24 protein-coding genes are annotated in these 23,241 nt (G+C 42.7%); 13 read left to right on the top strand and 11 right to left on the bottom strand.

From position 1 onward, the window contains the following. Positions 1-42: 42 nt before the first annotated feature. The 3 genes from V7K67_RS05770 to prfC form a co-directional block, all read right to left on the bottom strand. The gene (locus V7K67_RS05770; protein ID WP_334708883.1) at positions 43-549 is read right to left on the bottom strand and encodes an RNA recognition motif domain-containing protein; all 507 of its coding nucleotides are present in this window, start codon (positions 547-549) and stop codon (positions 43-45) included. Between the two features lie 652 nt (positions 550-1,201). Then, on the bottom strand, positions 1,202-3,499 hold the full coding sequence (locus tag V7K67_RS05765) for a M48 family metalloprotease (RefSeq protein ID WP_335165573.1): 2,298 nt from the start codon (positions 3,497-3,499) through the stop codon (positions 1,202-1,204). Positions 3,500-3,767: 268 nt separating this feature from the next. Further along, complete coding sequence (gene prfC / locus V7K67_RS05760; RefSeq protein ID WP_334708885.1) at positions 3,768-5,417, bottom strand: peptide chain release factor 3; 1,650 nt, start codon at positions 5,415-5,417, stop codon at positions 3,768-3,770. Between the two features lie 120 nt (positions 5,418-5,537). On the opposite strand from prfC, the gene V7K67_RS05755 reads away from it, so the two are divergent. Continuing rightward, on the top strand, positions 5,538-5,897 hold the full coding sequence (locus V7K67_RS05755; protein ID WP_334708886.1) for a DUF4870 domain-containing protein: 360 nt from the start codon (positions 5,538-5,540) through the stop codon (positions 5,895-5,897). A gap of 420 nt (positions 5,898-6,317) precedes the next feature. Further along, complete coding sequence (hemB, locus tag V7K67_RS05750; protein ID WP_335165571.1) at positions 6,318-7,298, top strand: porphobilinogen synthase; 981 nt, start codon at positions 6,318-6,320, stop codon at positions 7,296-7,298. A gap of 149 nt (positions 7,299-7,447) precedes the next feature. On the opposite strand, the gene V7K67_RS05745 is transcribed toward hemB, so the two are convergent. From V7K67_RS05745 to V7K67_RS05725, 5 genes are all read right to left on the bottom strand, one after another. Continuing rightward, a complete protein-coding gene (locus tag V7K67_RS05745) occupies positions 7,448-7,672 on the bottom strand; it encodes a type II toxin-antitoxin system HicA family toxin (protein ID WP_334708887.1) in 225 nt (74 codons plus the stop codon). After that, the gene (locus V7K67_RS05740; RefSeq protein ID WP_334732596.1) at positions 7,665-7,892 is read right to left on the bottom strand and encodes a type II toxin-antitoxin system HicB family antitoxin; all 228 of its coding nucleotides are present in this window, start codon (positions 7,890-7,892) and stop codon (positions 7,665-7,667) included. Before V7K67_RS05740 ends, V7K67_RS05745 begins: the two co-directional genes overlap by 8 nt. A 119-nt stretch (positions 7,893-8,011) precedes the next feature. Continuing rightward, complete coding sequence (locus tag V7K67_RS05735; protein ID WP_334732597.1) at positions 8,012-8,608, bottom strand: hypothetical protein; 597 nt, start codon at positions 8,606-8,608, stop codon at positions 8,012-8,014. A gap of 71 nt (positions 8,609-8,679) precedes the next feature. Further along, the gene (locus tag V7K67_RS05730; RefSeq protein ID WP_335165568.1) at positions 8,680-8,910 is read right to left on the bottom strand and encodes a type II toxin-antitoxin system HicA family toxin; all 231 of its coding nucleotides are present in this window, start codon (positions 8,908-8,910) and stop codon (positions 8,680-8,682) included. Then, the gene (locus V7K67_RS05725) at positions 8,903-9,148 is read right to left on the bottom strand and encodes a type II toxin-antitoxin system HicB family antitoxin (RefSeq protein ID WP_334708891.1); all 246 of its coding nucleotides are present in this window, start codon (positions 9,146-9,148) and stop codon (positions 8,903-8,905) included. Before V7K67_RS05725 ends, V7K67_RS05730 begins: the two co-directional genes overlap by 8 nt. A 335-nt stretch (positions 9,149-9,483) precedes the next feature. Between V7K67_RS05725 and V7K67_RS05720 the strand changes: the two genes are divergently transcribed. Continuing rightward, a complete protein-coding gene (locus tag V7K67_RS05720; protein WP_334732600.1) occupies positions 9,484-9,726 on the top strand; it encodes a hypothetical protein in 243 nt (80 codons plus the stop codon). Here the strand turns inward: V7K67_RS05720 and V7K67_RS05715 are convergent. Next, complete coding sequence (locus tag V7K67_RS05715) at positions 9,657-10,550, bottom strand: alpha/beta fold hydrolase (protein ID WP_334732601.1); 894 nt, start codon at positions 10,548-10,550, stop codon at positions 9,657-9,659. The two genes, V7K67_RS05720 and V7K67_RS05715, sit on opposite strands and share 70 nt — an antisense overlap. Positions 10,551-10,834: 284 nt before the next feature. On the opposite strand from V7K67_RS05715, the gene V7K67_RS05710 reads away from it, so the two are divergent. The 9 genes from V7K67_RS05710 (at position 10,835) to V7K67_RS05670 (ending at position 19,713) form a co-directional block, all read left to right on the top strand. After that, positions 10,835-11,146: a BMC domain-containing protein gene (locus V7K67_RS05710; protein ID WP_179065945.1), complete on the top strand. Its 312-nt coding sequence runs from the start codon at positions 10,835-10,837 to the stop codon at positions 11,144-11,146. An 85-nt stretch (positions 11,147-11,231) separates the two neighbouring features. Beyond that, complete coding sequence (locus V7K67_RS05705) at positions 11,232-11,579, top strand: carbon dioxide-concentrating mechanism protein CcmK (RefSeq protein ID WP_179065944.1); 348 nt, start codon at positions 11,232-11,234, stop codon at positions 11,577-11,579. Positions 11,580-12,796: 1,217 nt separating this feature from the next. Further along, entirely contained in the window at positions 12,797-13,984 is a 1,188-nt protein-coding gene (locus V7K67_RS05700) for a HetZ-related protein 2 (protein WP_334708894.1), read from the top strand. 256 nt (positions 13,985-14,240) lie between these two features. Next, on the top strand, positions 14,241-15,491 hold the full coding sequence (locus V7K67_RS05695) for a pilus assembly protein PilB (protein ID WP_335165565.1): 1,251 nt from the start codon (positions 14,241-14,243) through the stop codon (positions 15,489-15,491). Positions 15,492-15,678: 187 nt separating this feature from the next. Further along, positions 15,679-16,362, top strand: coding sequence for a Crp/Fnr family transcriptional regulator (locus V7K67_RS05690; RefSeq protein ID WP_334697795.1), 684 nt, complete (start codon positions 15,679-15,681; stop codon positions 16,360-16,362). A gap of 291 nt (positions 16,363-16,653) precedes the next feature. After that, positions 16,654-17,742, top strand: a complete 1,089-nt coding sequence (leuB, locus tag V7K67_RS05685; RefSeq protein WP_179065939.1) for a 3-isopropylmalate dehydrogenase — start codon at positions 16,654-16,656, stop codon at positions 17,740-17,742. Between the two features lie 250 nt (positions 17,743-17,992). Continuing rightward, on the top strand, positions 17,993-18,253 hold the full coding sequence (locus tag V7K67_RS05680) for a hypothetical protein (RefSeq protein WP_179065938.1): 261 nt from the start codon (positions 17,993-17,995) through the stop codon (positions 18,251-18,253). A 109-nt stretch (positions 18,254-18,362) separates the two neighbouring features. Further along, positions 18,363-19,184 carry a prepilin peptidase gene (locus V7K67_RS05675; protein WP_334708897.1) on the top strand — a complete coding sequence of 274 codons (822 nt, stop codon included), beginning with the start codon at positions 18,363-18,365 and terminating at the stop codon, positions 19,182-19,184. Positions 19,185-19,365: 181 nt separating this feature from the next. Beyond that, positions 19,366-19,713, top strand: coding sequence for a DUF760 domain-containing protein (locus V7K67_RS05670; RefSeq protein WP_094347414.1), 348 nt, complete (start codon positions 19,366-19,368; stop codon positions 19,711-19,713). A gap of 43 nt (positions 19,714-19,756) precedes the next feature. Here the strand turns inward: V7K67_RS05670 and V7K67_RS05665 are convergent, their stop codons facing one another. Further along, positions 19,757-20,965, bottom strand: coding sequence for an HhoA/HhoB/HtrA family serine endopeptidase (locus tag V7K67_RS05665; RefSeq protein WP_335165562.1), 1,209 nt, complete (start codon positions 20,963-20,965; stop codon positions 19,757-19,759). Between the two features lie 230 nt (positions 20,966-21,195). Here V7K67_RS05665 and V7K67_RS05660 point away from each other — a divergent pair, with 230 nt between their 5' ends. Then, positions 21,196-22,089, top strand: coding sequence for a LysM peptidoglycan-binding domain-containing M23 family metallopeptidase (locus V7K67_RS05660; protein ID WP_334732606.1), 894 nt, complete (start codon positions 21,196-21,198; stop codon positions 22,087-22,089). 98 nt (positions 22,090-22,187) lie between these two features. Here V7K67_RS05660 and V7K67_RS05655 read toward each other — a convergent pair whose 3' ends face one another. Beyond that, positions 22,188-23,222 (bottom strand): isochorismatase, encoded by a 1,035-nt coding sequence (locus tag V7K67_RS05655; RefSeq protein WP_334732607.1) that lies wholly within the window; start codon positions 23,220-23,222, stop codon positions 22,188-22,190. Between the last annotated feature and the right edge of the window lie 19 nt (positions 23,223-23,241).

Below are 23,241 nucleotides of genomic sequence, written 5' to 3'. Positions count from 1 at the left end.
AAAAATTCTGATTTTTAATTTTTAACTTCTCTCCCTGACAGATTAATTCGTAGTTTGTGCAGCTAGCATCTGCTTCAGCTTTTCTAATTCCGAAGCCCAACGAGGATCTGGACGAATAGCGTCTGAATCGGTAGTTGTGGTGCTGCTTTCGCGAGAACCGCCGCCACCGCCGCCACGACGAGGTTTCTTAGAACTTTTCTCACGGCGGCTACCTTCTCTGCTGGGGCTAGGAGTCGGGGTACTACTACTAGCAAGAGTAACTGGTTTAGGAACTTGCTCCTCGCCCTCTTCACCCTTTGTCCGAGGTAATGCCTTCTCTAGCTTAATGGGAGTGTCTTTGAACAGCTGACCATTATATTTTTCAATGATTTCGTCAGCTTGTTCGTCGTTGTTGACTGTCAGAAAACCGAAACCACGGCATTTGCCAGTTTTGCGGTCTTTAATTAATTTAGTAGTTACAGCATCACCTTCTGCTGCAAAAACTGCTTGCAGATCTTGACGATCTATTTCATCTTTAGGCAGATTACCTATATATAGGCGAACGGACATGAACTATACCTCCAGAGTTAAATTAACATGGCAAGGCGAGAAAACAATCACTTGGCTTAGGCTTTTAACTTTTAAATAGATGCTATTGACCAAGACTGCCATCAACCAATTTTTTTGCTCGAAACTGTCAACCTATACAACAATACAGTTTTTCGTCGGGATCAAGCTTGTTTAATCAAAATGCTCACACTATGGTGAGCTAATAACACCTTAATTCTAAGAATTGTAAATTTAATAGCCTAGTGCCTGCTAAAGTACACGCTTTCTTCCATGCTCTTTTTCGCAGAATCAAATACCATTCCCTACATTACCACGGTATTTTCTACGTAGCTAGTTTAGCGCATATATTTCCGTCATTAGTATTACTGCATCGTAACATGAAACACATTTTTTTATTCAAGAGAGCATATTTTGAGACAAAAACCAGCCATTGGCTGGTTAATTTTCTGCTGTGTTGGGAGGATAAAAGGTATGAAGTAGGGGAAAAAGCATCCGAATTAACAACTAAGCAGTAGTGCTGAGTTATATCGGCTGCTATTGTTTGTGTGAATAAATGTAACACTTGTAAAGAAAACCTGCAACTTTTGTTTACATTCCAATTTGTCCTTTGTCCTTTGTCCTTTGCTAATGACCAATGACTAATGCCCAATGACTAACCAGTAAGAAAAACGTATGCGCCCCAAGCCTGTGCTGCAACTGCTAAAAAAGTAGACCAAATGGGATGAGGGCTATGAATGGTTTTACCACTTTGAGTTTGTAGGGTTTGGATATCAATCCAAGGTGTTGCTCCTCGCCGGAACCAACCTGTGACGATAATTTGCCTACCAATTAGATCCTGGTGATTGACTGACTGTCCTAGCCAAGAAATGTGGTGTAATTTCACCAAACCCGCGCTGGATTGGAAGATTAAATCTTGCGCTAGGGAGTTGCTAGTGCCTTGACGACCTAATAATTTGCCCACCAGACGCACGCTGATGCTGTCAATGGGTAAGGCAGAAGGGTCAGATAACAGGTTGGGTAAGCTGTCATCAGTTTGCACAGTGGCAGGTTTAATATCCGGGAAGAAAGAATTAATCCGCACTACTGTACCGATGCTAAAGCCAATCAGAAGGCAGCCTGTAATGAAAGACCAATCTTCATAGATCCACTTTAGATTTAAAAACTTAAGTGCGAATGCTAGTTGCCAAGTTAGCCAGACTAAAGCTGCAAACAAAACTCCTAGAGGAATTCCCAACCAGGGAGCGATTTGTAATAAGAAAGACTGACGCTTAACCTTTGATGGCTCACTTGCAAAATGTAGTTCGGTGTCTAGATGCCAGTGACGGGCTATTTGGCAGAGGCGTTCAATACGATCGCCCATTAAAGGGTGGCTATTATTAATCGTAAACCATCGGCGATAGGGATTGGCAGTATCCCACTTCAAAAATGATTCAAAAGATAAATTGCTGGCAATAGTGCCCAAAGATAAACTCTGCTGGTGGCTAACTGGTGTCAGGAGATTTAAGCTTTCTAATTGCCAACTTGTCTCTTCTTCTTTTTGGATGTCAGCGGCAACGCCAATGGCAATTTTAAGTAAAGCACGAATTAGGGCATTGGGATTACCAGTAATTTCAGCGGCAACGCGATCGCTATAATAAAGCCGCAACCGCGACAACCACAATGCAGTTCCAGTTAGCAAACACCAAACTCCATAAATTAAAGTTGCCAGAATTGTCACCGGCCAGCGCCAAATTTTCGCTGATATTTTGTCGCCCAACTCTGACATTTGCTGATATAGCCGATGAATTGGTAGTGTCACCAGCAGCAACAAAGACATTACAGCAAAATCCCAGTGAGCAATATGCCCTAGCTGCGTGGCGTAAATAATGGCGATTTCATCATCTGCTAGTTGTTCTAATAGCCCTTGACTCACAACAATCCTGGCATTACGTGGTAAACTACCATAAGTCAGAATAATTGGTGCAGCCGTTGGTAAAATCCGCAGTTTGGGTAACGGCCAGTGCCGCTGTTGGCAACAACGTTGTAGCACCCGAACGGCTTCACGGCTATGAGCATTCAATACATCTTTAGAGAATTCTCGCTGACCATACAAGTTCGCCAATAGCAGATCCAGTAACCAAGGTGATACTCCGATCAAAATCACCAATACTATTAGCAACAACTTAGTAGGGTCGCGATATAAAAGCTGCAACGGCTCCAAATAAGGAAGTTTGACTAAAGTCTGGTTGATGAATCCCATTGCTAACTTGAGCATTTCCCGCATCACCCAAAACAGAGCGATGAATGTTCCTGCTGACAGTAACCGCAAGGGAATTAATTTCGATTTACGTAGTGGTTGCCATGCTCTGGCGCGTTGTGCTTGTCGCCAATAAATAACGCCGAATAGTTTAGCTTGAGTGCGGGTTACAGAACCCATGAAGCCGTTTAGGGGTGTAGCCGGTGGGGGTGGTGGGGGTGGTGTCGCCACTGTCGCTTTGAGTTTAGGTAGTGGCACCATCGGCGGGGTTTCGTTGCTCTTGGTTTCGATTACTCGATCGTCTGGCTTTTCCTCTAATGTAGGAGTTTCTGGGGGAGTAACAGGGCTTGAATCTGGGGTTGAATCTGGAGTTGAATCTGGATTTGAATTCTCAAAGGCAACAAATCCAGTTTCGACATTTGTTGATTCTTGCTCAGGTTTTTTACGTTTTGTCAGGTGTTCGAGAGCGCGTGTTGCCCACTCTTGAACTTGTGGGTTGTTACTCTCAATGAGATTCTGGGAAATAGCGATCGCTTTGGGAACTTCGCCAGTGCGAGCAAAAGCCATCACTAAACCAACCTGGGCTTGTAGACTAGCAGTACCATTACTCTGGCTGCTAGCAATAGGTTCTAGTTGAGCGATCGCTGTTTGGTAATTTCCCTGCTTGAGGGCAACTAAACCAGCCTCCAAAGACGGTTTGGCATGTGAAGGCATACAAATTCTGGCACTCCAATCTCTTCTAAGTGATCCACGTTTGTGCAAAAGCGCGAACCTCGGATGCCGTGGAAATCAACCGCGCTCAAGTTTTGCTTGTCAACCAATTTTGGATTTTGGATTTTGGATTTTAGATTGACCCTGACCACAAGGTTACTTGGCTCAAGGATTTTAAATTAAGAATTTTAGATTTGTTCTACCCACTAGGGGCAAGGCATGAACAAAAAAATCTAAAATTTAAAATCTAAAATCTAAAATTCGTAGTGAATCATTCCTCCACTGGTTGTTGACTAGAAAATACTGGAGCGATGCCTACGGCGGGCTCTGCCAACGCGCTTAATTTTAACTCTGGATGGTCGCCTAATAACTGTTGGCAATTCCATTCATTGCGGAATAGCAACACTGGGCGTCCCATACTATCTTTAACTGTAGTGGTATTGAAAATCCGTCCCACTTTTTCTAATGCTTCCCAACCACCCTCAACCCAACGGGCAACACTATAGGGTAATAACTCTAAGATGGTTTCTACACCATACTCATTTTGTAAGCGAAACTGCACCACCTCGAATTGCAACTGACCCACCGCCGCCAAAATTGGATCGCGCTTGGCTTCATCAGTTGAATACATAATTTGCACAGCACCTTCTTCGCGTAATTCCGCAACGCCTTTTTGGAATTGTTTAGACTTCGAGGGGTTGGGATTCCTCAGAGAAGCGAACAGTTCCGGCGAAAAATACGGAATCCCCTCATATTCGAGCTTTTGTCCCGTGTAAATTGTATCCCCGATCGCAAAAACACCGGGATTGTTCAAACCGATCACATCGCCAGGATAAGCCACATCAATCGATTCTCGCTCTTGAGCAAAGAGTTTTTGCGGGCGAGACAGACGGATGAGTTTACCAATGCGGGCGTGATTCACCATCATATCTTTTTCAAACTTACCAGTGCAAACCCGGATAAATGCGACGCGATCGCGGTGTTTCGGGTCCATGTTCGCTTGCAACTTAAAGACAAACCCCGAAAATTCTGGGTATGTAGGGGGAACTTCGCCAAGACTGCTGTAATGAGAACCGGGTTTGAGGGCATAGTCGAGGAAATACTTGAGGAATAACTCTACCCCAAAGTTAGTCATGGCGCTACCAAAGAACACAGGCGTCATTTTGCCTTCGTGTACCAACTGTAAATCTAACTCTGGCCCAACTCCTTCTAAAAGTTCTAGATCATTTTTCAGTTGGTGGTACAGACTTTGTTCTAGCTGTTCTTCTATTCTCGGATCGCCTAATTCGACTATGGTATCACGGGCTTCTCGGCTGCCGTGGGCACTGCGTTCAAAGAGGTGAATTTGTTGCTTGTGCCGATCAAAAACACCTTTAAAGCGATCGCCCATACCAATCGGCCAATTTACCGCATAGGTTTGCAATCCCAATTCTTGCTCAATTTCATCCAACAATTCCAGAGGTTCTCTGCCTGGGCGATCGAGCTTGTTGATAAATGTAAAAATCGGGATACCCCGCAACTTACACACTTCAAACAATTTACGGGTTTGGGGTTCCAAACCTTTTGCAGCATCAATCAGCATCACGGCATTATCAGCGGCGGCGAGGGTACGGTAAGTATCTTCACTGAAATCTTGGTGTCCGGGAGTGTCTAATAAATTTATCTGACAGTTCCGGTATTCAAATTGCAACACCGTGGAAGTAATGGAAATACCCCGTTGTTGTTCCATCGCCATCCAGTCAGATGTAGCCTTACGCTGTGCCCGTCGCGCCTTAACCGCCCCAGCTTCGTGAATTGCCCCTCCGTACAGAAGTAGCTTTTCAGTTAGTGTAGTCTTACCCGCATCGGGGTGAGATATAATTGCAAAGTTGCGGCGAAGTTCAACTGCTTGAATAAGTTCAGACTGAAGTTCAGTAGACATAAATGTATTTGTTAGCTAACTTAATTTTTTTTGACTCTGGTAAGTCTTTTAATCTTAAGACAACGATGCTCGTGATAGGGTCGTAGTGTAATTAACAATCTGACTAAATAGGAGAAACCGATGTACGACACAGACAAGCGAAAGCTTCTATCTGCCTTGTCTCATGGAGCGATTTTTTTCAGTACAACTTTGGTATCAGTAAGTATACCTATTGCCATACTGCTCGTATCTGATGATCCTGTTGTTAAAGAAAATGCCAGAGAATCCATCAATTTCCACTTTAATGTCTGGCTTTATGGAGGGATTCTAGGAGCGTTGTTTTTTCTATTCGGTTGGTTAGTCTTACCTCTATTATTGCTGGGGCCGCTAGCCGGTCTAGGATACCTATTGCACTGGGGATTAACAATTTGGGCACTCATCGGAGTTTTCAGCAATCCTGATATACCCTTCCGTTATCCTTATATTTTCCGGGTTTTTTAACACAAATTATCATTGGGCATTGGGCATTGGGCATTGATAATTGTCAGCTATTTGCTACCAAGTACAACATTTCATTAAATTAGTAGCAAATTCTCTGCGTGCCTCTGCGTTTACCTCTGTGCCCCTACCCTACGGGAAGGCGAAGCGCCTATGCGTTTAAATTTCACCCCTCAATGCACCACAATTTTCCCAACAAACAGTCTTAAATTTTGAATTTCTTCATGATGTTGTTTTTTTTCCAGTCCGTCGGATAGGTGCAACCAAGCTGTAGAATACAAAATTGCCCCACAACTTGATTAAGAGTAGGGCAAAGGACAGTTAAGCACTGTTTGTAGTCTGTCCGACGGCAGGAAAATTTTAGCCTGCTTTTGTGACGCTTTGTTTTGTGTCCATTTGCGTTGTTTTTCTTCATAAAATTTTATGTTTCCTACACATCGCCCCCGTCGTCTGCGTACTCATCCCCAACTGCGCCGGATGGTTCGTGAAACTGTTTTAACAACAAACGATTTAATCTACCCATTATTTGCCGTACCAGGTGAAGGAATCGCTAATGAGGTGAAATCCATGCCCGGTGTCTACCAACTTTCGGTAGATAAAATTGTTGAAGAAGCAAAAGAAGTTTATGACTTAGGAATTCCCTCGATTATTTTATTTGGGATTCCGGCTGATAAAGATGTAGATGCCACTGGCGCTTGGCATGATTGCGGTATCGTCCAGAAAGCGGCGACGGCGGTAAAAGCAGCAGTGCCAGATTTGATTGTAATTGCTGATACTTGTTTATGTGAGTATACAAACCACGGTCATTGTGGTTATTTGCAAGTTGGTGATTTAACAGGACGAGTTTTAAATGACCCAACTCTGGAATTGTTAAAGAAAACAGCAGTTTCTCAAGCAAAAGCTGGTGCCGATATCATCGCGCCTTCGGGGATGATGGATGGGTTTGTGCAAGCAATTCGTCAGGGTTTAGATGAAGCCGGATTTCAAGATACGCCGATTTTGTCTTATGCTGCTAAGTATGCTTCGGGTTATTATGGCCCATTTCGGGATGCAGCAGACTCGACGCCGCAATTTGGGGACAGAAGAACTTACCAAATGGACCCAGGTAACGCCCGCGAAGCGATTAAAGAGATTGAATTGGATATCGCTGAAGGTGCTGATATGCTGATGGTTAAACCAGCCTTGGCATATATGGATATTATTTGGCGGGTGAAGGAAGCGAGTAACTTACCAGTTGCAGCCTACAATGTTTCTGGTGAGTATGCGATGGTGAAAGCTGCGGCTCTCAATGGTTGGATTGATGAAGAGCGGGTGGTTATGGAAACTTTAACTGGCTTTAAACGTGCTGGTGCAGATTTGATTTTGACTTATCATGCCAAAGATGCGGCGCGATGGTTAAAGTAGGGTGGGCGATTGAGTGAGAGTTTAAGAAATCTCACGCAGAGGCGCCAAGATGCAGAATAGTATTTTAGTGTTTGGGCGTGAGATTTTTGGATTTTAGTTATTGCGATGCCTGGGTTGGGCTATGCCTACGCAAGTTCAATAATTAAAGTTTAATTAACTTCAAATAAAACACGAGGTAATCCTGACTGACGAATTATAGATCGCAAAGTACCGATGCGTAATTCTTCGTAATTGGGGATAGGAACTGTAATTGTTGAGTCTTCGGTTTGCATCTGCATGATTATGTGACTACCACGCTGGCGCACTTGTACAAAGCCGTTCTCTTCCAGAATGCGGCAAACTCCTCTAGCAGAAAGAACGCGCAGTTTAGCCAATATTTACCTCTAGGCGTGTAACAAAAACTTCTGTGTGCAACCTTTGCTTAATTTCAGAAGGATCTGCTGTCTCAAAAAATAATTCTAATGCCTCAATTAGGTTATTCCGTGCCTCTTCAATTGTGTCACCTTGGCTGGCGATATCGAGTTCGGGACAGAGTGATACATAGCCATCCTTTTCGCGCTCAATGATAGCAGTGAATTGTGTTGTTTGCTTCATTTTTGTCTTTAGTCCAGTAGATATATCAATCTTGATAGTAAGTTACTTTAGATAGTATATGTCAAAAGCCTTTTAAACGGGTGTTTTAGGGATGCGATCGCTACTTAACTATAATTTTTTCAGCGTATACCACTAGCTAAGATTCCTAAAATTTTATTGACATCTTTAAGATAATATTCACTTAAGTCTATCTGGATAGATTGCCCTTCTAATTTTAAAAATTGCCAAATACTTCCAGTGGTGACGGTTCCATAAATTATCAAATTTTCATTACCTGCTCGTTCGTTAAATATTCTTGCTGCTAGCATTTCGGCTACACATTGTCCTAAACCAGCAGGAATGTTTTCTTTTTTAGCTTCCACAATAATAATGACTGGTGCTGTGATAATTAGTCTTTCTGGAGAACGGGTAATTAGAAAATCACAGATTCCATTTAAACCTTGTGCTGTATCAACATTGAATTCAACACCAGAGAACAAATTTATTTGGTCATTTAATTGTCGTCTCAAATCTAGCAAAATTGGAGAAATAATCATCTCAGAGCGAGCTTTTTCACTATTGCTGGCAATAGCTATAGGTAAATTATATTGAAGAACTTCTTTTAATAACTCACTACATTCTATATCAGGTATATTAGCAAAAATATCAGTTCTCTCAATAGTATTTATTTGAAAGCTTTGTTTGACTTTCTCTAAAGTAAAATCACTATATGCCATATCAGTATATGTTGGTGGGAAGACACAAAACTAACTGCCTCTTAGCAGGGTGGGATTCTTATTCATCTACCTTAGTTACTACTTATTTCTGCTGTAGTTTCATCCTCAGAAATATCAATGGCTTGTAGAACCTGTTTTACTATTTTTGGGTGCAATATTTTTCCTGAATGAAAAGGAATCACCACTCTCACTTCTTCTCGAAAATAAATCCTGTGACTTCCTTTGCTTCTAATTTGAATAAAGCCTGCATCTAATAAGAGCTTTTCAGCTTCTATTGCTGTGATACGTGGCAGTTTAGGCAACTTTCACCTCCAAGGTTATTGTGAATATTTCCTTGTTATGAAGTGCCTGTTTTTCTGAATTTGACAAGGTTTCTATATAAAGTTCAACTGCTTCTTTAATATTCGCCTGTACTTCTTCTAGGGAATCACCTTGAGATTGACAACCAGGTAGTTCAGGGCAATAGGCATAATATCCATGTTCGTCTTTTTCGATAACGATGCTAACTTTATACGACATATCAAAGTTACCTTTGCTCATTTAATAACTTAGGACTCGCCCTTTCAATGTGACTCGTAAAATCTCTTTTATCTCTCGTGCCTCTGCGGTTTAAAAGTAATTTATCTAACCACAGAGGCGCAGAGAACACAGAGAAAATAGGAATTCTTGTCCAAAAATTTCACTATGACTTACGCACTGTACAAATTAAGCATAATGTGAATTATAGTATTTAGTCGTTTCAGACGCTTACTATAACCCTGATTGACTCCCATAGAAAGCCTAGGTGTAGCCAGCCCGTCGTAGACATCGCTAGCTGCTAAATATGGCTGAAATATCCAAATTGCTGTAGTGCTGATGTACAAAGCGTAAGTTCTATGCGCTATTACTCGTGCGTTAAACGGGCGATCGCAACTTACAATCAACAATTAGCATTGTGGCAAACCTTGGGCGATCGCACTAAGGAAGCTGAAACGCTTTACAATATTGCAGTTACAGAATGCGATCGAGATAATCTTAACGCTGCACTGACCCAAATAGAAGCCACAATTCAAACCGAACCACAAAAGTTTAAAATATGTTGTGCGGTGATTTGTGGTTGTTCCAGGTGTGGGAGATGACCGCAATCTTGAATCCAGGTGAGAATACTGTGTGGAATTGCCTTTTGAAACTTTGTGGCATCCTTAGTACCCAAAATTTTATCAGAATCACCCCACAAAATTAGCGTTTGTTGCATAATTTGTGATAAGATTTCAAGTCTAAAAGCACTATAACCACCACTTTTAGTGAAAGCAATCAAAGCTTGATTCCAACTCGGACTTTGTAGGTGCAATGCACCACAACACAGTGCATCGACAGAGGCGAGACTTTGATTTTTATATCCAATGCGGGAAACGCGATCGCGTACTTTCAGATTACTCAAAAACTGAGTTGCGAAATAGTCCAACGGGGGAAACATGAATTTGATCAATGGTGAACCACCCGCTAACCCTGCACTATCAATTAACACTAGCTTTTTTACTACTTCCGGGTATGTCAGCGTAAAATCAATCGCTGTCGCACCCCCCATCGAAGCACCCACTAAAATTACAGGTTGGTTAATTAGGCTTTTCCAGAAATAATAAAGATGGGTTTTAATTGCAGTTGGGCTATAGGCAATTCCTGAGAGTCTATCTGTAAACCCAAAACCCAACAGATCCACTGCCCACGTTTCATTATCTTCAGAAAGTAGTGGCAAAAGCCGTCGAAATTCCAATACAGAACTGTCAAAACCGTGAATTAATAAAATCGGAGTTCCACCGCACCCTTGCTTGACAAACGTTGTAGTAACTGGTTGATTAGTTAAAGGAGTAGCGATCGCAGTGGTTTGAATACTCCGAGCTAGTGCGATCGAAGTAGGTTCTGTTAGTTGCTTGACTGCTGTAGGAAGAAAATTCGGAAACATAAATTTTAGTTTATCGTATTAGCTTACTTCCAGATATAGGTGATTTTGTTCAACAACAAAATTACAAAAACTAATATGCTCAAGTATTATTTTTAATATATAAAACATAAACCACCTGCGATCAAAATATTTTAACTCCCAACTCCTGTACAGACGCGATCAATCGTGTCTCTACCCACTCCCCCGAAATTTCTAGATCCAAGAAAGTTTTCCAAAATGTCAAAATTGGGACAAAAGCCACGTACAATTAAAATCGCTTATCCCTTAATCCAGGAGCTAATGCCATGCCAATGGCGGTTGGCGTAATTGAAACTTTAGGTTTTCCTAGTGTCTTAGCAGCAGCAGATGCAATGGTCAAAGCTGCCGCAGTCACAATTGTGTATTATGGTCAAGCGGAAAGCGCTCGCTTGTTAGTCGCCGTTCGGGGACACGTTTCGGAAGTAAATAGAGCTGTTGAAGCCGGAATCGTCGCGGGAGAGCAAGTCAAGGCTGGTACAGTAATTACCTACTACATTGTTCCTAATCCCCCGGAAAATGTGGAAACCATATTACCAATCCATTTCACCGAGGAATCAGAACCTTTCCGTATGTTCTAAGCAATTTTGCTATCAAAATCTGTAGCGAAGCTTCGTACAATTAACTTGTAGCCACCATATCGTTTGTTTATACAGGAGATTAATAATGTCATTACAGGCAGTTGGAGCACTTGAAACGAAAGGTTTTCCTGCGGTGCTAGCAGCAGCAGATGCTATGGTAAAAGCTGGTCGAGTCACCCTCGTTGGTTATATCAGAGTAGGTAGCGCTCGCTTTACAGTTAATATTCGTGGCGATGTTTCTGAAGTAAAAGCCGCGATGGCTGCTGGTGTTGAAGCCGCAGAAAATGTTTATGGCGGTACCCTAGAATCCTGGGTGATTATTCCTCGTCCCCATGAAAACGTTGAAGCTGTTCTGCCAATTGGTTACACAGAACAAGTCCAACAGTATCGAGAATCTGTAGAAAATCCCATTGTTAGATCAAACAATCGATAGATTTAATCCCCTGTGGGTAAATTCAAAACGAAGAATGCCCATAAATAAATTTAAAGAGAAGTTTATTGTAAGGCTTCTGACCATCAAAACTTTAGAGCGTTGCAAACTTTTATGTTTTTAGATTTTGCATAAGTTGAATTTTGAAGCAGAGGGAAAGCAACAGTCAGAGTCAATAGTCAAAATCAATATTGACTGTTGACTATTCATTCTTAGGAATATAAAAGTTTTAAGAATAACTTGCCAATGATTAGAGGCGTAGTTGTAAATAAAGCTAGTACAAGAAGGCAAAAGTAAAAAGAAAGAATGCTTATTTTGTAAGCTTTCTGGCTATTTTAAATGGGTGGTTTATTTACGCCGTGTTGTACTAGTTTACAGCTATTTTCAGGTAAATAGACCACGCTGTAGGGACACAGCAATGCTCATAGGTGTCAACTTAAGCTCAAATGCCTACCCCACAAGTGTTTTACCCCATCTCAACCCCACCCCAAAGCATCGGGGAGGGGCGGTTTTGTCTAAAGCCAAAACCGGGGTGGGGTAACGCGAAGAGTGATGGTAAGTGAGATATCTTCGTAGATACCAGGAAAAGTCAGAGTTAAAATAATTCGTAATTCGTAATTCGTAATTAAGTTTTGTGACGGGGATTTAGACCGCAACACAAAACGCGCTGCTTGATAGAAGCAGGGGACTTAAACCTAAACCCCCTAAGTTCGTTAAGGCTCAATCTTACTTCAAAAGAAGGGAATAAGCCAATTTCTCAGGCTGGTTGGGGGATTTACTGAGTCCATACCTCAATTAACATTAATTATACTGATATCTAACTAAGTATTTTACTACGTAATGAATTGGAGAAGGTTGAAACTTATACGGGTGAAATAACGTCTGACATTGAGTTAGATTAGATTCGTTCCTTGTATCTGTTACAAAATGTCAGATTTACCTGACCCATCTCAGGCAAAGGTTGTATCTTCAACACTCTAGGCAGATTTCTGTTCTCAGTGAAAAAATATAACTTTACAAAAAGTTTAAATTGGCAAAATCAACCCAAATGCTTAATACACAATGGTCTTGGATATTGTGAATTGAAAATAAAACGTCAATGTAGAAATTTCTGCATAATTTCAGTGAACTAAGACGTAATAAAAGTAGAATCACTGAGCTATTTTCATGAAACTCATGAAATCAGGGGCAGCTGCCAGTTAAATAATTAAGTGGGACGAATGGGGGTTGTGATGCAAACTTCAAAATTGAGTTTCGAGGAATGCAATCTCACTATGACAATGGATGTGGAAAAACTGGCTATAGATTGGCAAAAGCGTTTGGCTGTGGAATGTCCAGACCAAAATGAAGCTGCTAGACAAAGCATTATTCTTTGGTTATTGGGATCTGACTCAAAACGGTTTGATTTGTTTAACCCGAAAGAACTCGATATCGCCAAGCAAGCGATGGAATATCGCTGGAGGATTTTACGTCAACGCTACTTGGGGCTGGGGCGAGAACGTGCTTATCGCAACTTGATCACCCGATTGGGGAGTTTAATAACATTACGGAATAAGATTCAGACTTGGGTTTCCCTTAGCCGCGATCGCCAGCGCAGTGTGATCGATGTGTTACAAGAAGTACTCCAAGAATTACTCCAAAGCGATAGCCAGATGCAACAGCAAATGGCTGATATTGCCAAATATACAACCGATAGACGATTAGGGGATGCTCTGCTGTTTGCCAGTTTAGAAGAATATTCTCTGCGGCCAGTACGCAATCAACCCCTATTAGCTTACCGATTTGTGAATTACTTGCGTCGCACTCAGCGCGGTGGTCTAACCCAAGTGCCTGGCCGTGACTTGATTAGACTAGTTTCAGAAGAAGTTCTTACAGACGACAGTGATAATCGAGTTAACTTAGTCGATAGTCAAGCGATCGCAGAATATCAAGAAGCACAACAACTAGAAGAACAACAGGGGCTACGCCAGTCAGTCCAAAAAGAATTTGAAAATTATTTACAAGAAAATCTGGGAACAGATGCAGTGGAATGGTTACGACTCTATCTGCAAGGTAAGTCCCAAGAAGAGATCGCCCAAAAACTGAATAAGCAGACTAAAGAAGTTTACCGTCTGCGAGAAAAAATTAGTTACCACGCTGTCCGTGTTTTTGCCCTCAAAGGGAAACCAGAACTCGTAGACAGTTGGCTCTCAATTTCCTTACAAGAACATAACTTAGGATTAACGCAAAACCAATGGCAGCAACTTGATGAAAAATTGACCCCTCTAGGGCGGCAGATTCTAGATTTGCGGAAAGCGGGTAACTCAATAGAAGCAATAGCCGAACAATTAAAACTCAAAACCCATCAAGTGCTAGGCGAATGGACAAAAATCTATCTTGCAGCCCAAGGTTTAAGAACTCAAGAGTAAGCTGTAGTGGAAGATGGGGATTGGGGACTGGGGGAGATGGGGGAGATGGGGGAGATGGGGGATAATACAATGCCCAATTCCCCATGCCCAATGCCCAACCCTCAGTATTATCCCCAGTCTATAATCTAAAATTCATACTCTACTTACGTTTACTTAAGTATATATAATTGAAATTTTAACAATCCAACAAAGTATCTTTATTAACTACCTACTAAATTCGAGGCAAAATATAATTAAACACCAACGCATCAAATCTATGTTGTCTTCAAAGGGTGAACTAAATGATACCGCAGCAAATGGACGGCAACTGCTAACTGCCACTCAAATGAAGTGGGAAGAAAAAGGCGATCGCGAGCAAATATTCCAACTAATTGATAGTCTTTTATCCTTTGAAGCTTGCCTCTATCACCAACTTTTACCCTTTGGATTAGAAGGCAAAAACCTCTTGCTAGGTATGGTTTATCCACAAGATAGCGAGGCACTAGATTACGTTGGTCGCATTTTGTCTTCTATCAATTGCACAATGGTGATTGAAGCGATCGCAGCCGACGCTCACCGCAGAATCCTATCAGCCTACCTCAACCATAAGAATACATCTCAGCTAGATGCCAAACTTGTGCATCAGCTAACAGCAGAATCTTCTCCAACACATAGCCCAGCGAGCATTGCTGACACTGACACCTCAGAATCAAATCAGCAACCAGTATTGATGGTATTTCAGACACCAAAGCGTCAACATTCTGGGCAGCGGGTAGACTTGCCTCCTATCCCAGAGCTAGACCAATCATCTGAAACTACGACGTTCTCGACTCCTATTTCCAGAACTCAGCAGGAAGAGACTTCCGAAGCTGCATCACCAAACAATTTACCTATTTTGCCCACACAGGCTTCCGAACTACTGAGTCCGATTGAGTTGCTACCAACACTGCCACCCAAAAAATTACTAGAAGAATTACTGGGACGAATCTTGGTTGGGGGAATTGGTCGGCTGTACTTAGAAAGACAAGCGTATGAAGGTAGGATACTGTGGAGTGACAATGGAATTTTACAGTCTGTATTAGACCAACTGCCGCTCTCGGTTTTCCAAGGAGTACTGAATGAATTAAAGCGGTTTGCTTCCCTACCTGTCACAACGGTTGCAGAACCAAAACAGGTAGAAAAGGAATACGTATATCAAAAAAACCGCTTATTATTACGCTTGCGAGTCATGCCGGGAATCTACGGCGAAGAGGCAACACTCCAAGTATTGCGGGGAGCAGCCTTAAAATTCTATCAACAACAACAGTTGACGCGTCTGGGCCGCGATGCCTTAGGAATTTCTCAGCAACTAAGCTTCAAGTTACACGAACTACAAGAACGGCTTTTGCTGAATCCCGTCCTTGATTCTCAGCAATTAGAGGCTTTAGTTGCCCTGAATCAGTTAGTGAAAAATTTAGACCAGCAGATCAAAATACTGGCACTAGATAGCAATCTAGCAACAAACAGTAAATCATCGGTCTGTAAGTGAAAACGCTGATTTCGATCGCATACATAATTGTTATGTTGTAATGGAATCCTAGACCGATCGAGCTTAGAGATTCATCTTCAATAAATACAAATTTTGCGATCGTATTCTGAGTAAGATTACGGTTTAAAAAAACTTATAGTAGCAAAGTTAGTTTCCCGCCCTTAAATCAATTTGTTGCAAATATTTCATGCTAACTGAGGTTTTTAGTGAACTTTTCCCCTTAATGAGTACAGCCAATCCACAGACTTTGGAATGGCTGCTCAACGTTGCAATTGAACATGAATATCCATCTGGGCGAGCCGTTGTGATGGAAGATGCCTGGGGTAATGCAGTTTACTTCGTGGTTTCTGGTTGGGTCAAAGTCCGGCGTACCGTCGGGGAAGATTCAGTCGCTCTGGCAATTTTTGGTCGTGGCGATTTTTTTGGAGAAATGGCAATTTTAGATGAATCTCCACGCTCAACCGATGTCATTGCCCTTTCACCCGTGAAGTTGCTTAGTATCTCCAGAGAGCGTTTTATTCAAATATTGTTTAAAGACCCGCAGTTACATCATCGGATGTTGCAACTGATGGTGCGGCGATTGCGGCAAATTAACCTGCGCTTACAAATGCGGTCTTCACCACCAGCAGTCAAACTCGCCCATACCCTAGTGACTTTAGGCGAAAGCTATGGTCAAGAATCAGATTTAGGAAGAGAAATTTTTAACGTTCCCTTTAAAGATTTAGCAGAGGTGACAGAAATCGGTGTTGAAGAAACCACCAAAATTATGGAAAAGCTGCATGAAAAAGGGTGGATAAAGATTGATAGTGCCAACAACATCAATTATCTTGTGAACTTCAAACAGTTGATGAACTTGGCGGGCAAAGTTTGATTGCTTTATCCCGTCTAGCATTTTCATCTTTGTAATTTTAGGTAGAACATCTTACTCACCAAAGACCTCTCGCCGTGGAGAGCAAGTGCTTTCAAGCATGGGGGCAAGGCGTAGGCGAATTTATTCGCCGTCAGTTTAATTTCAAACTCCATAGGAATATCCAACACAAGGTGTCTGGTCATCAAAAGGGCGATTCAGACAACAAACATCTAAATAAATTAAAAACTCCATCTGTACATCTTGCTCGGTATGATATTTAATCTGCAAGCATTTACCTAGTAATAACCAGCTATGACACATAACTACCGCATTACTTTACTTCCCGGCGATGGCATTGGCCCTGAAATTATGGCAGTGGCGGTAGATGTGCTGAAAGTCGTAGGGAAGCAATTTGATATTCAGTTTGAATTCCAAGAAGCCCTCATTGGTGGTGCAGCAATTGATGCCACAGGAGAACCCTTACCATCTGCCACTCTAGAAACTTGCCGTAATAGTGATGCTGTGTTACTCGCCGCCATTGGTGGTTATAAGTGGGATTCACTGCCATCTAATTTACGCCCAGAAGCAGGTTTGTTAGGACTACGTGCAGGTTTAGGATTATTTGCCAATTTACGCCCAGCGAAAATTTTGCCCCAGCTAATTGATGCCTCGACTTTGAAACGCGAAATTGTCGAAGGCGTGGATATTATGGTGGTGCGTGAACTCACTGGCGGGATTTACTTTGGTAAACCCAAAGGGATTTTTGCTACGGAAACTGGTGAAAAACGCGGTGTAAATACAATGGTTTATACCGAATCGGAAATTGAACGCATTGGACGGGTGGCTTTTGAGGCAGCTAAAAAACGCGGTGGAAAACTTTGTTCGGTGGATAAGGCGAACGTATTAGAAGTATCTCAGTTGTGGCGCGATCGCATCACTCAACTTTCTCAGGAATATCCAGATATCGAACTCTCTCATTTATATGTAGATAATGCTGCCATGCAACTAGTACGCGCTCCCAAGCAGTTCGATACCATCGTCACAGGCAATTTGTTTGGCGATATTCTTTCTGATGCTGCTGCCATGCTCACAGGTAGTATTGGGATGTTACCGTCAGCTAGTTTAGGCGCTTCTGGACCTGGGGTATTTGAACCAGTTCATGGTTCCGCCCCAGATATTGCCGGACTTGATAAGGCAAATCCTCTAGCACAAGTGTTGAGTGCGGCGATGATGTTACGCTACGGTTTAGACCAACCAAAAGCAGCAGATAGCATCGAACAAGCCGTATTGCAAGTTTTAGAACAAGGCGATCGCACGGGAGATATAATTTCCCCAGGAAAAAATCTTTTAGGTTGCCGCGCTATGGGCGATGCGTTGATTAAAGTACTCGACCAACCTTAAAGTTGTTGGGTGAAGATAAATGCCAGGCAGTAGGCAAAAGTTTTTCACTTTTGCCAAGACTGCGACTGACTCAACGCAGAACTTCTACAGAGGTTTCCTGCGCTCAGGTTTTATGGCTAAATCCCCCTTCGTTAGGGAATTACGAATTACGAATTGCGAATTTTAAAGTGCAACCTGGGCAATTTGGCAACCTTTGCTAAAAGTTTCGGGTAGACTAGAGGGAAATCTAGCAATCAAATAACAGTCGATAGTGTACGCATTACGACAAGGACAAGCAACTTTTACCGCCCCAAAGAACCAGTCACCTTTGATTGATCCCGCCGTAATCAGAGCCGCTGGGCAGATTTACTACACTCACTGTGAAGTACATCCCGAAATAGCTGGGCAACCTTCCGGTGTAGCAATTAATCGCATGACTCATCGAGGTAAGGTTATTTTTACTAACCAACCAGTTCTATTACCTCAAGAATGTTTTGTGCCCTTGAGTCAAATTGAATCGCACATGTATTAGTCATTGGTCATTAGTCATTGGTCATTGGTCATTAATCATTGGTTCTGGACAAAGGACGAAAGATAAACGACAAATGACAGAGGACAAATGACAAAGGACAAATGACTGTATGGACATTTTGTTCGCCATTCCGGCGAGTGTAATGGTCTTTGCTTTAGGTGCATCTATTGGTAGTTTTCTCAATGTTATTGTTTATCGGCTACCTGCTGGGTTGTCAATTCTTTGGCCGCCTTCCCGTTGTCCTAAGTGCTTAAACCAGCTAAAAGCTTACGACAATGTACCAGTGTTCGGCTGGATATACTTAAAAGGGCGGTGTCGATATTGCAAAAGCAAAATTTCTGTCCGTTATCCCGTGGTAGAAGGGGTAACGGGCATAATTTTTTTACTGATTTTTTTGGTATTTAAAGTATCGACTTTAACAATAGGCTATTGGGCTTTTTGCAGTTGGTTATTGGCGCTATCGCTCATCGACCTAGATACAATGACCCTACCTAATGCACTTACTCAGTCGGGTTTGGTGGTAGGAATTTTGTTTCAAATGGTAGTTGGTTTTTTACCAGAGGCTAGTTTTGTGGCATTGGTAAATCACCTGATGATGGCGATATTTGGTGCAGTATTGGGCTTATGGCTGTTTGATGCGATCGCCCTATTGGGTTCAATTGCCTTTGGTAAAACTGCAATGGGGGCAGGTGACGCCAAATTAGCAGCCATGATGGGAGCCTGGTTAGGCTGGAAATATTTGCTCTTGGCTAGTTTTATTGCCTGCGTGCTAGGAGCGTTAATTGGTAGCGGTGCTATGATGCGATCGCGACAAAGGTTAGGACAAAAGATGCCTTTTGGGCCTTTTCTGGCTTTAGGATCTGTAATTACTCTGTTTGTTGGCGAAGCCATTTTGTCTAGCTACCTGCGGTTATTTTTTCCAGCATCTTGAAGAGGGAGCAGGGAGAAGAATTTTCCCCTCCGCCCCCCGCACCCTGCCCCTCTGCATCTTTTCAATGCCCAATGCCCAATGCCCAATTCCCCATTCCTATTGACTTATACCCGTGGTGAATGCGCTACTCTTGTACTATGGTTTAGAGTAGAGTTAGCAATTAAGCTAAATAAAACTGCCAATGGTGTTTAATCCTGACTTTTTGAATGACAACTCCGAGGAACACCCTAATCAACTTCTTTCCGACCACTCTGAGGAATACCCCAATCAGTTACTCAAGTATCTACAGCATCAGTCTCCTGATGTTTTAGCTAGGGTTGCTCAGTCTGCCAGCCCCGAAATTAAACAAATCATCTCGCAAAATGTTCAAGGGCTAGTGGGAATGCTCCCGGCAGAAAATTTTAACGTGCAAATCACAACAGATCGGGAGAACTTAGCTGGACTTCTAGCGTCGGCAATGATGACAGGGTATTTTCTGCGCCAGATGGAACAAAGAATGCAGTTAGAGCATTTGTCTAATGGTCAATAATCAATAGTCAATAGTCAAACATTCTGGGACTATTGACTATTGATTATTTCCTTTCAGGATAAGCTCCTAATTTTACTTTCAAGGTTTGAATTTTACCGCTGCGGTTGACTTCGAGCGCTATCATGTCTCCAACTTTGCTGGACTCTACTAGCCTCTGAACTTGGGCTGAGGTTTTGACTGGTTTACCGTTAACTTTTTGAATCACGTCTCCAGGAAGCAATGCTCCACGCTTGGCTGGGGAATCGTCTGTTACGCCTTTAATGACAATCCCCGCATCCTGCTGAATGTTCAGTTGATTTTCTTGATTAATCTGCTGTCTTCTGATGGGAGAAAGGTCTGCCATTTCAATACCCAAAAAGGGATGTTCCACATGCCCTTTGGTAAAAAGCTCATTGGCAACACGGGCGGCTGTTTCAATGGGGATGGCGAAACCGAGTCCTTGAGCATCAGCGCGGATGGCAGTATTAATACCAATGACTTCGCCTTGGGCGTTTAACAAGGGGCCACCAGAATTACCAGGGTTAATCGCGGCATCAGTTTGGATAAAGCTAACTCGCTTATCTGGGACACCAACTTGAGTACTGGTGCGATCGGTAGCACTGATAATGCCCATAGTGACAGTATTATCTAAACCCAGAGGATTGCCAATTGCGATCGCCCATTCTCCCGGCACCAGATTTTGCGAATTACCCAGTTTCACCGTCGGCAAATTATTCGCTTGTATTTTCACCACCGCCACATCTGTCACAGAGTCAACTCCTACCACCTTTCCCTCTAGACTCCGACCATCCTTGAGAGTTACTTGTACTGTATCTGTATCTGCTACCACATGAGCATTGGTGATTAATTCTCCATCTTCGCTTAAAATAAATCCTGATCCTGTACCACGCTCAATACGTTCTTGAGGAATTGGTTGGTCATCCTCTCCAAAAAATCGTCGCAAGAGGGGATTTTTCAAAGCATCAGAGATGGGATTGGCTACTTTGCGAGTAGCATTAATTCGCACCACAGCCGGGCCAACTTTTTGCACTGCCGTCGCAATAAAATTCACACTATTACCTCCTGTAGCCCCAGTTGCTCCATTCGGAGAATTCGGAACTACCGATTCTGGAGGCGAAGACATTGTTACATTTTTTAATTGTTGGAACGAGCGATTTTGTGGCGAGAGATAGTGACTGCCAAACAAACCTGCACCACCGCCAATCACCAGTAAAAACACATAAACCGCCAATTGCTTTAAGGATAACTTCATAATCTTTTTACTTAAGGACAGCAATGCAGTTGCTAATTTCTAAGTGTAGTCAAGCTAACGGCAAGTGGACAGATCAATTTACGGGAAATTGGGAATTGGGCATTGGGAATTGGGCATGGTTATTCTTCCTCATCTCCCCCTGCTCCCTCATATCCCCCTGCTCCCTCATCTCCCCACTCCCCACTCTTCCCATCTAAAATCTAAAGTTAATGCGCTCTTGACCTTTATACATGACTTTACTCTTTCGTCAACTGTTTCTCTGTAGCTTAGTTAGCGCCTTAGGCTTAGTAAGCATACTGCCATACTCGAACAGTGCTAACGCTGCTGTAGGTGGTTGCCCAATTCCAGCCTTATCTCGCTTCCAACGCCATAAAGTTGTTCGTGGCGAAACTTTGGAGAGCATAGCGCAGCGCTACAATCTCATTCCTACAACTATTATCGGCATGAATCCAGCTTTGCAGAATGGTGGGATTGCAGCCGTTGGTAGTGTGCTTCAAATTCCTCCCTACAATGGGATTGTAGTCGAAGTACCTCGCGGTGAAACTTGGCGACAAGTGGCAGCACAATACAAAGTTCGTGCTGATAGCCTTTTTGAGGTGAATGGCTGCCAACCAGACCCCAGAATCGTATTTGTTCCGGGGGTAAACTGGTCGCCCAATGGTGTTGTAACTAAGTCCCCTTTACCCACTGATGCAGGTACACCAAATCGTGCATCGCTATCTGGATATCCCTTGGCACAAGTGGCGACTGTGGGATTAGCTTACGGCTGGCAAATTAATCCTGCGACAGGTGAAGTTTTCTTCCACAGTGGTGTTGACTTATTAGCACCAGTTGGTACAGATGTGTTAGCGATCGCCCCTGGAACCGTAGCCTTTGCCAGCGATCAAGGTTCTTATGGCAAGTTGGTCATTATTAACCACAGTGGCGGACTCCAAAGCCGCTATGCCCAGCTTGACAGTATCAAAGTTACTGTCGGTCAGCAAGTGAAAAAAGGAGACTTACTAGGAACAGTAGGCACTACTGGAAAACCAAGTTCCATTCAACCGCATCTTCATTTTGAAGTGCGTTCTAGCTCATCTCTGGGTTGGGTAGCAGAAGATCCAAAGGGTTATTTGAAGAAATGAGGCTTGTTTTAAAACGCAGAGGGACGCAAAGGGAAACGCAACGGAACGCGGAGGAAATCTCTGTGTTCCGTTGCGTTTCCCTTTGCGAATCCTTTGCGTTAAAAAAATGCTATGGATTCGCTAGATTTTAGGATGTGCATTCCTGCCTCTGCAAACCTTGTAAATGCTGCATCTGCCTGTTCTGTGTAGTCCACAACACCAGGGACAACAACAGGAGAAGTGCAATCTTCTAGCAGATAAACTTTTTTCGTCAGGGTGGCATCTACCTGTTTAATTTCTGTTAATAAATCGTCAATTGTCCAGGCAACGCAATGACTTTTAGCTTGACCACCAATAATGACAACATCAAATTCTAAAAGTTGTTTAATCAGGCGTGTGTTCTTTTGAGCAAGTGGACGTTGTTCAAAATCTTCTAACACCTCTGGACGTAAGATAGAATAGTTTTCTGTTAAAGGATTTTCGCCTTTGATTTCAAATTGTGTTTGACTCTGACGCGCAATGCTGTGGAAAAATACCGCTTCCTCAACCGATGAAACTAGAGCATGACCGATGCCGCCCAACATAGAATGATAAGGCCAAACAGTAAGGGGATATTTACCGTCTTGACTGAGTTTTTTAAGGTAATGGTAAGCGTGTTTTTCTAATAATTCATAATCCCCATTAGTAACGCTGTCGGCAACTGCTGGGTTAACTTTCCAAATACCTTGTTCAATATCTGCTGGTGTGATGCTAGTCGCTGCTGGAGTAGGATGTTCTCCCGCAGCGTTCACCCAAAAGATTGGATGGAATATTTGCGTTGCTGTGTGAGTATCTAGAGTTGGTACAATTTTTGTAATTACTCCCAAGTTGCGATAGATAAACTCACATAACCTGACATTATCATCCACCGCCGCATTCCCGGATTCTCCACCTACAAATAATTCAAATCCGGGAATGCAGAAGGTATTTTGTACATCAATTAACAGTAGGCAAATACGGGTTTTATCTAAAGATGCTGGTTTAATATCGTGTTGTTTTGCCCAGATTTCAGCTTTGGCGGCACGTTCTTGGTAAGGTACGCGCCAGACTTCGCCGACTTTTTCTGAGTTAAAGTACGGAGGAATTGGCAGTTGGGGTGTTGTTTGGGTGTTCATAATTACAGCCGCTTTTATT

The organism is Nostoc sp. (assembly GCF_036917155.1).
Lineage (GTDB): Bacteria > Cyanobacteriota > Cyanobacteriia > Cyanobacteriales > Nostocaceae > Nostoc.
Note: the sequence above shows the minus strand (reverse complement) of the source record. Positions and strands in the feature narration are given on the sequence as shown.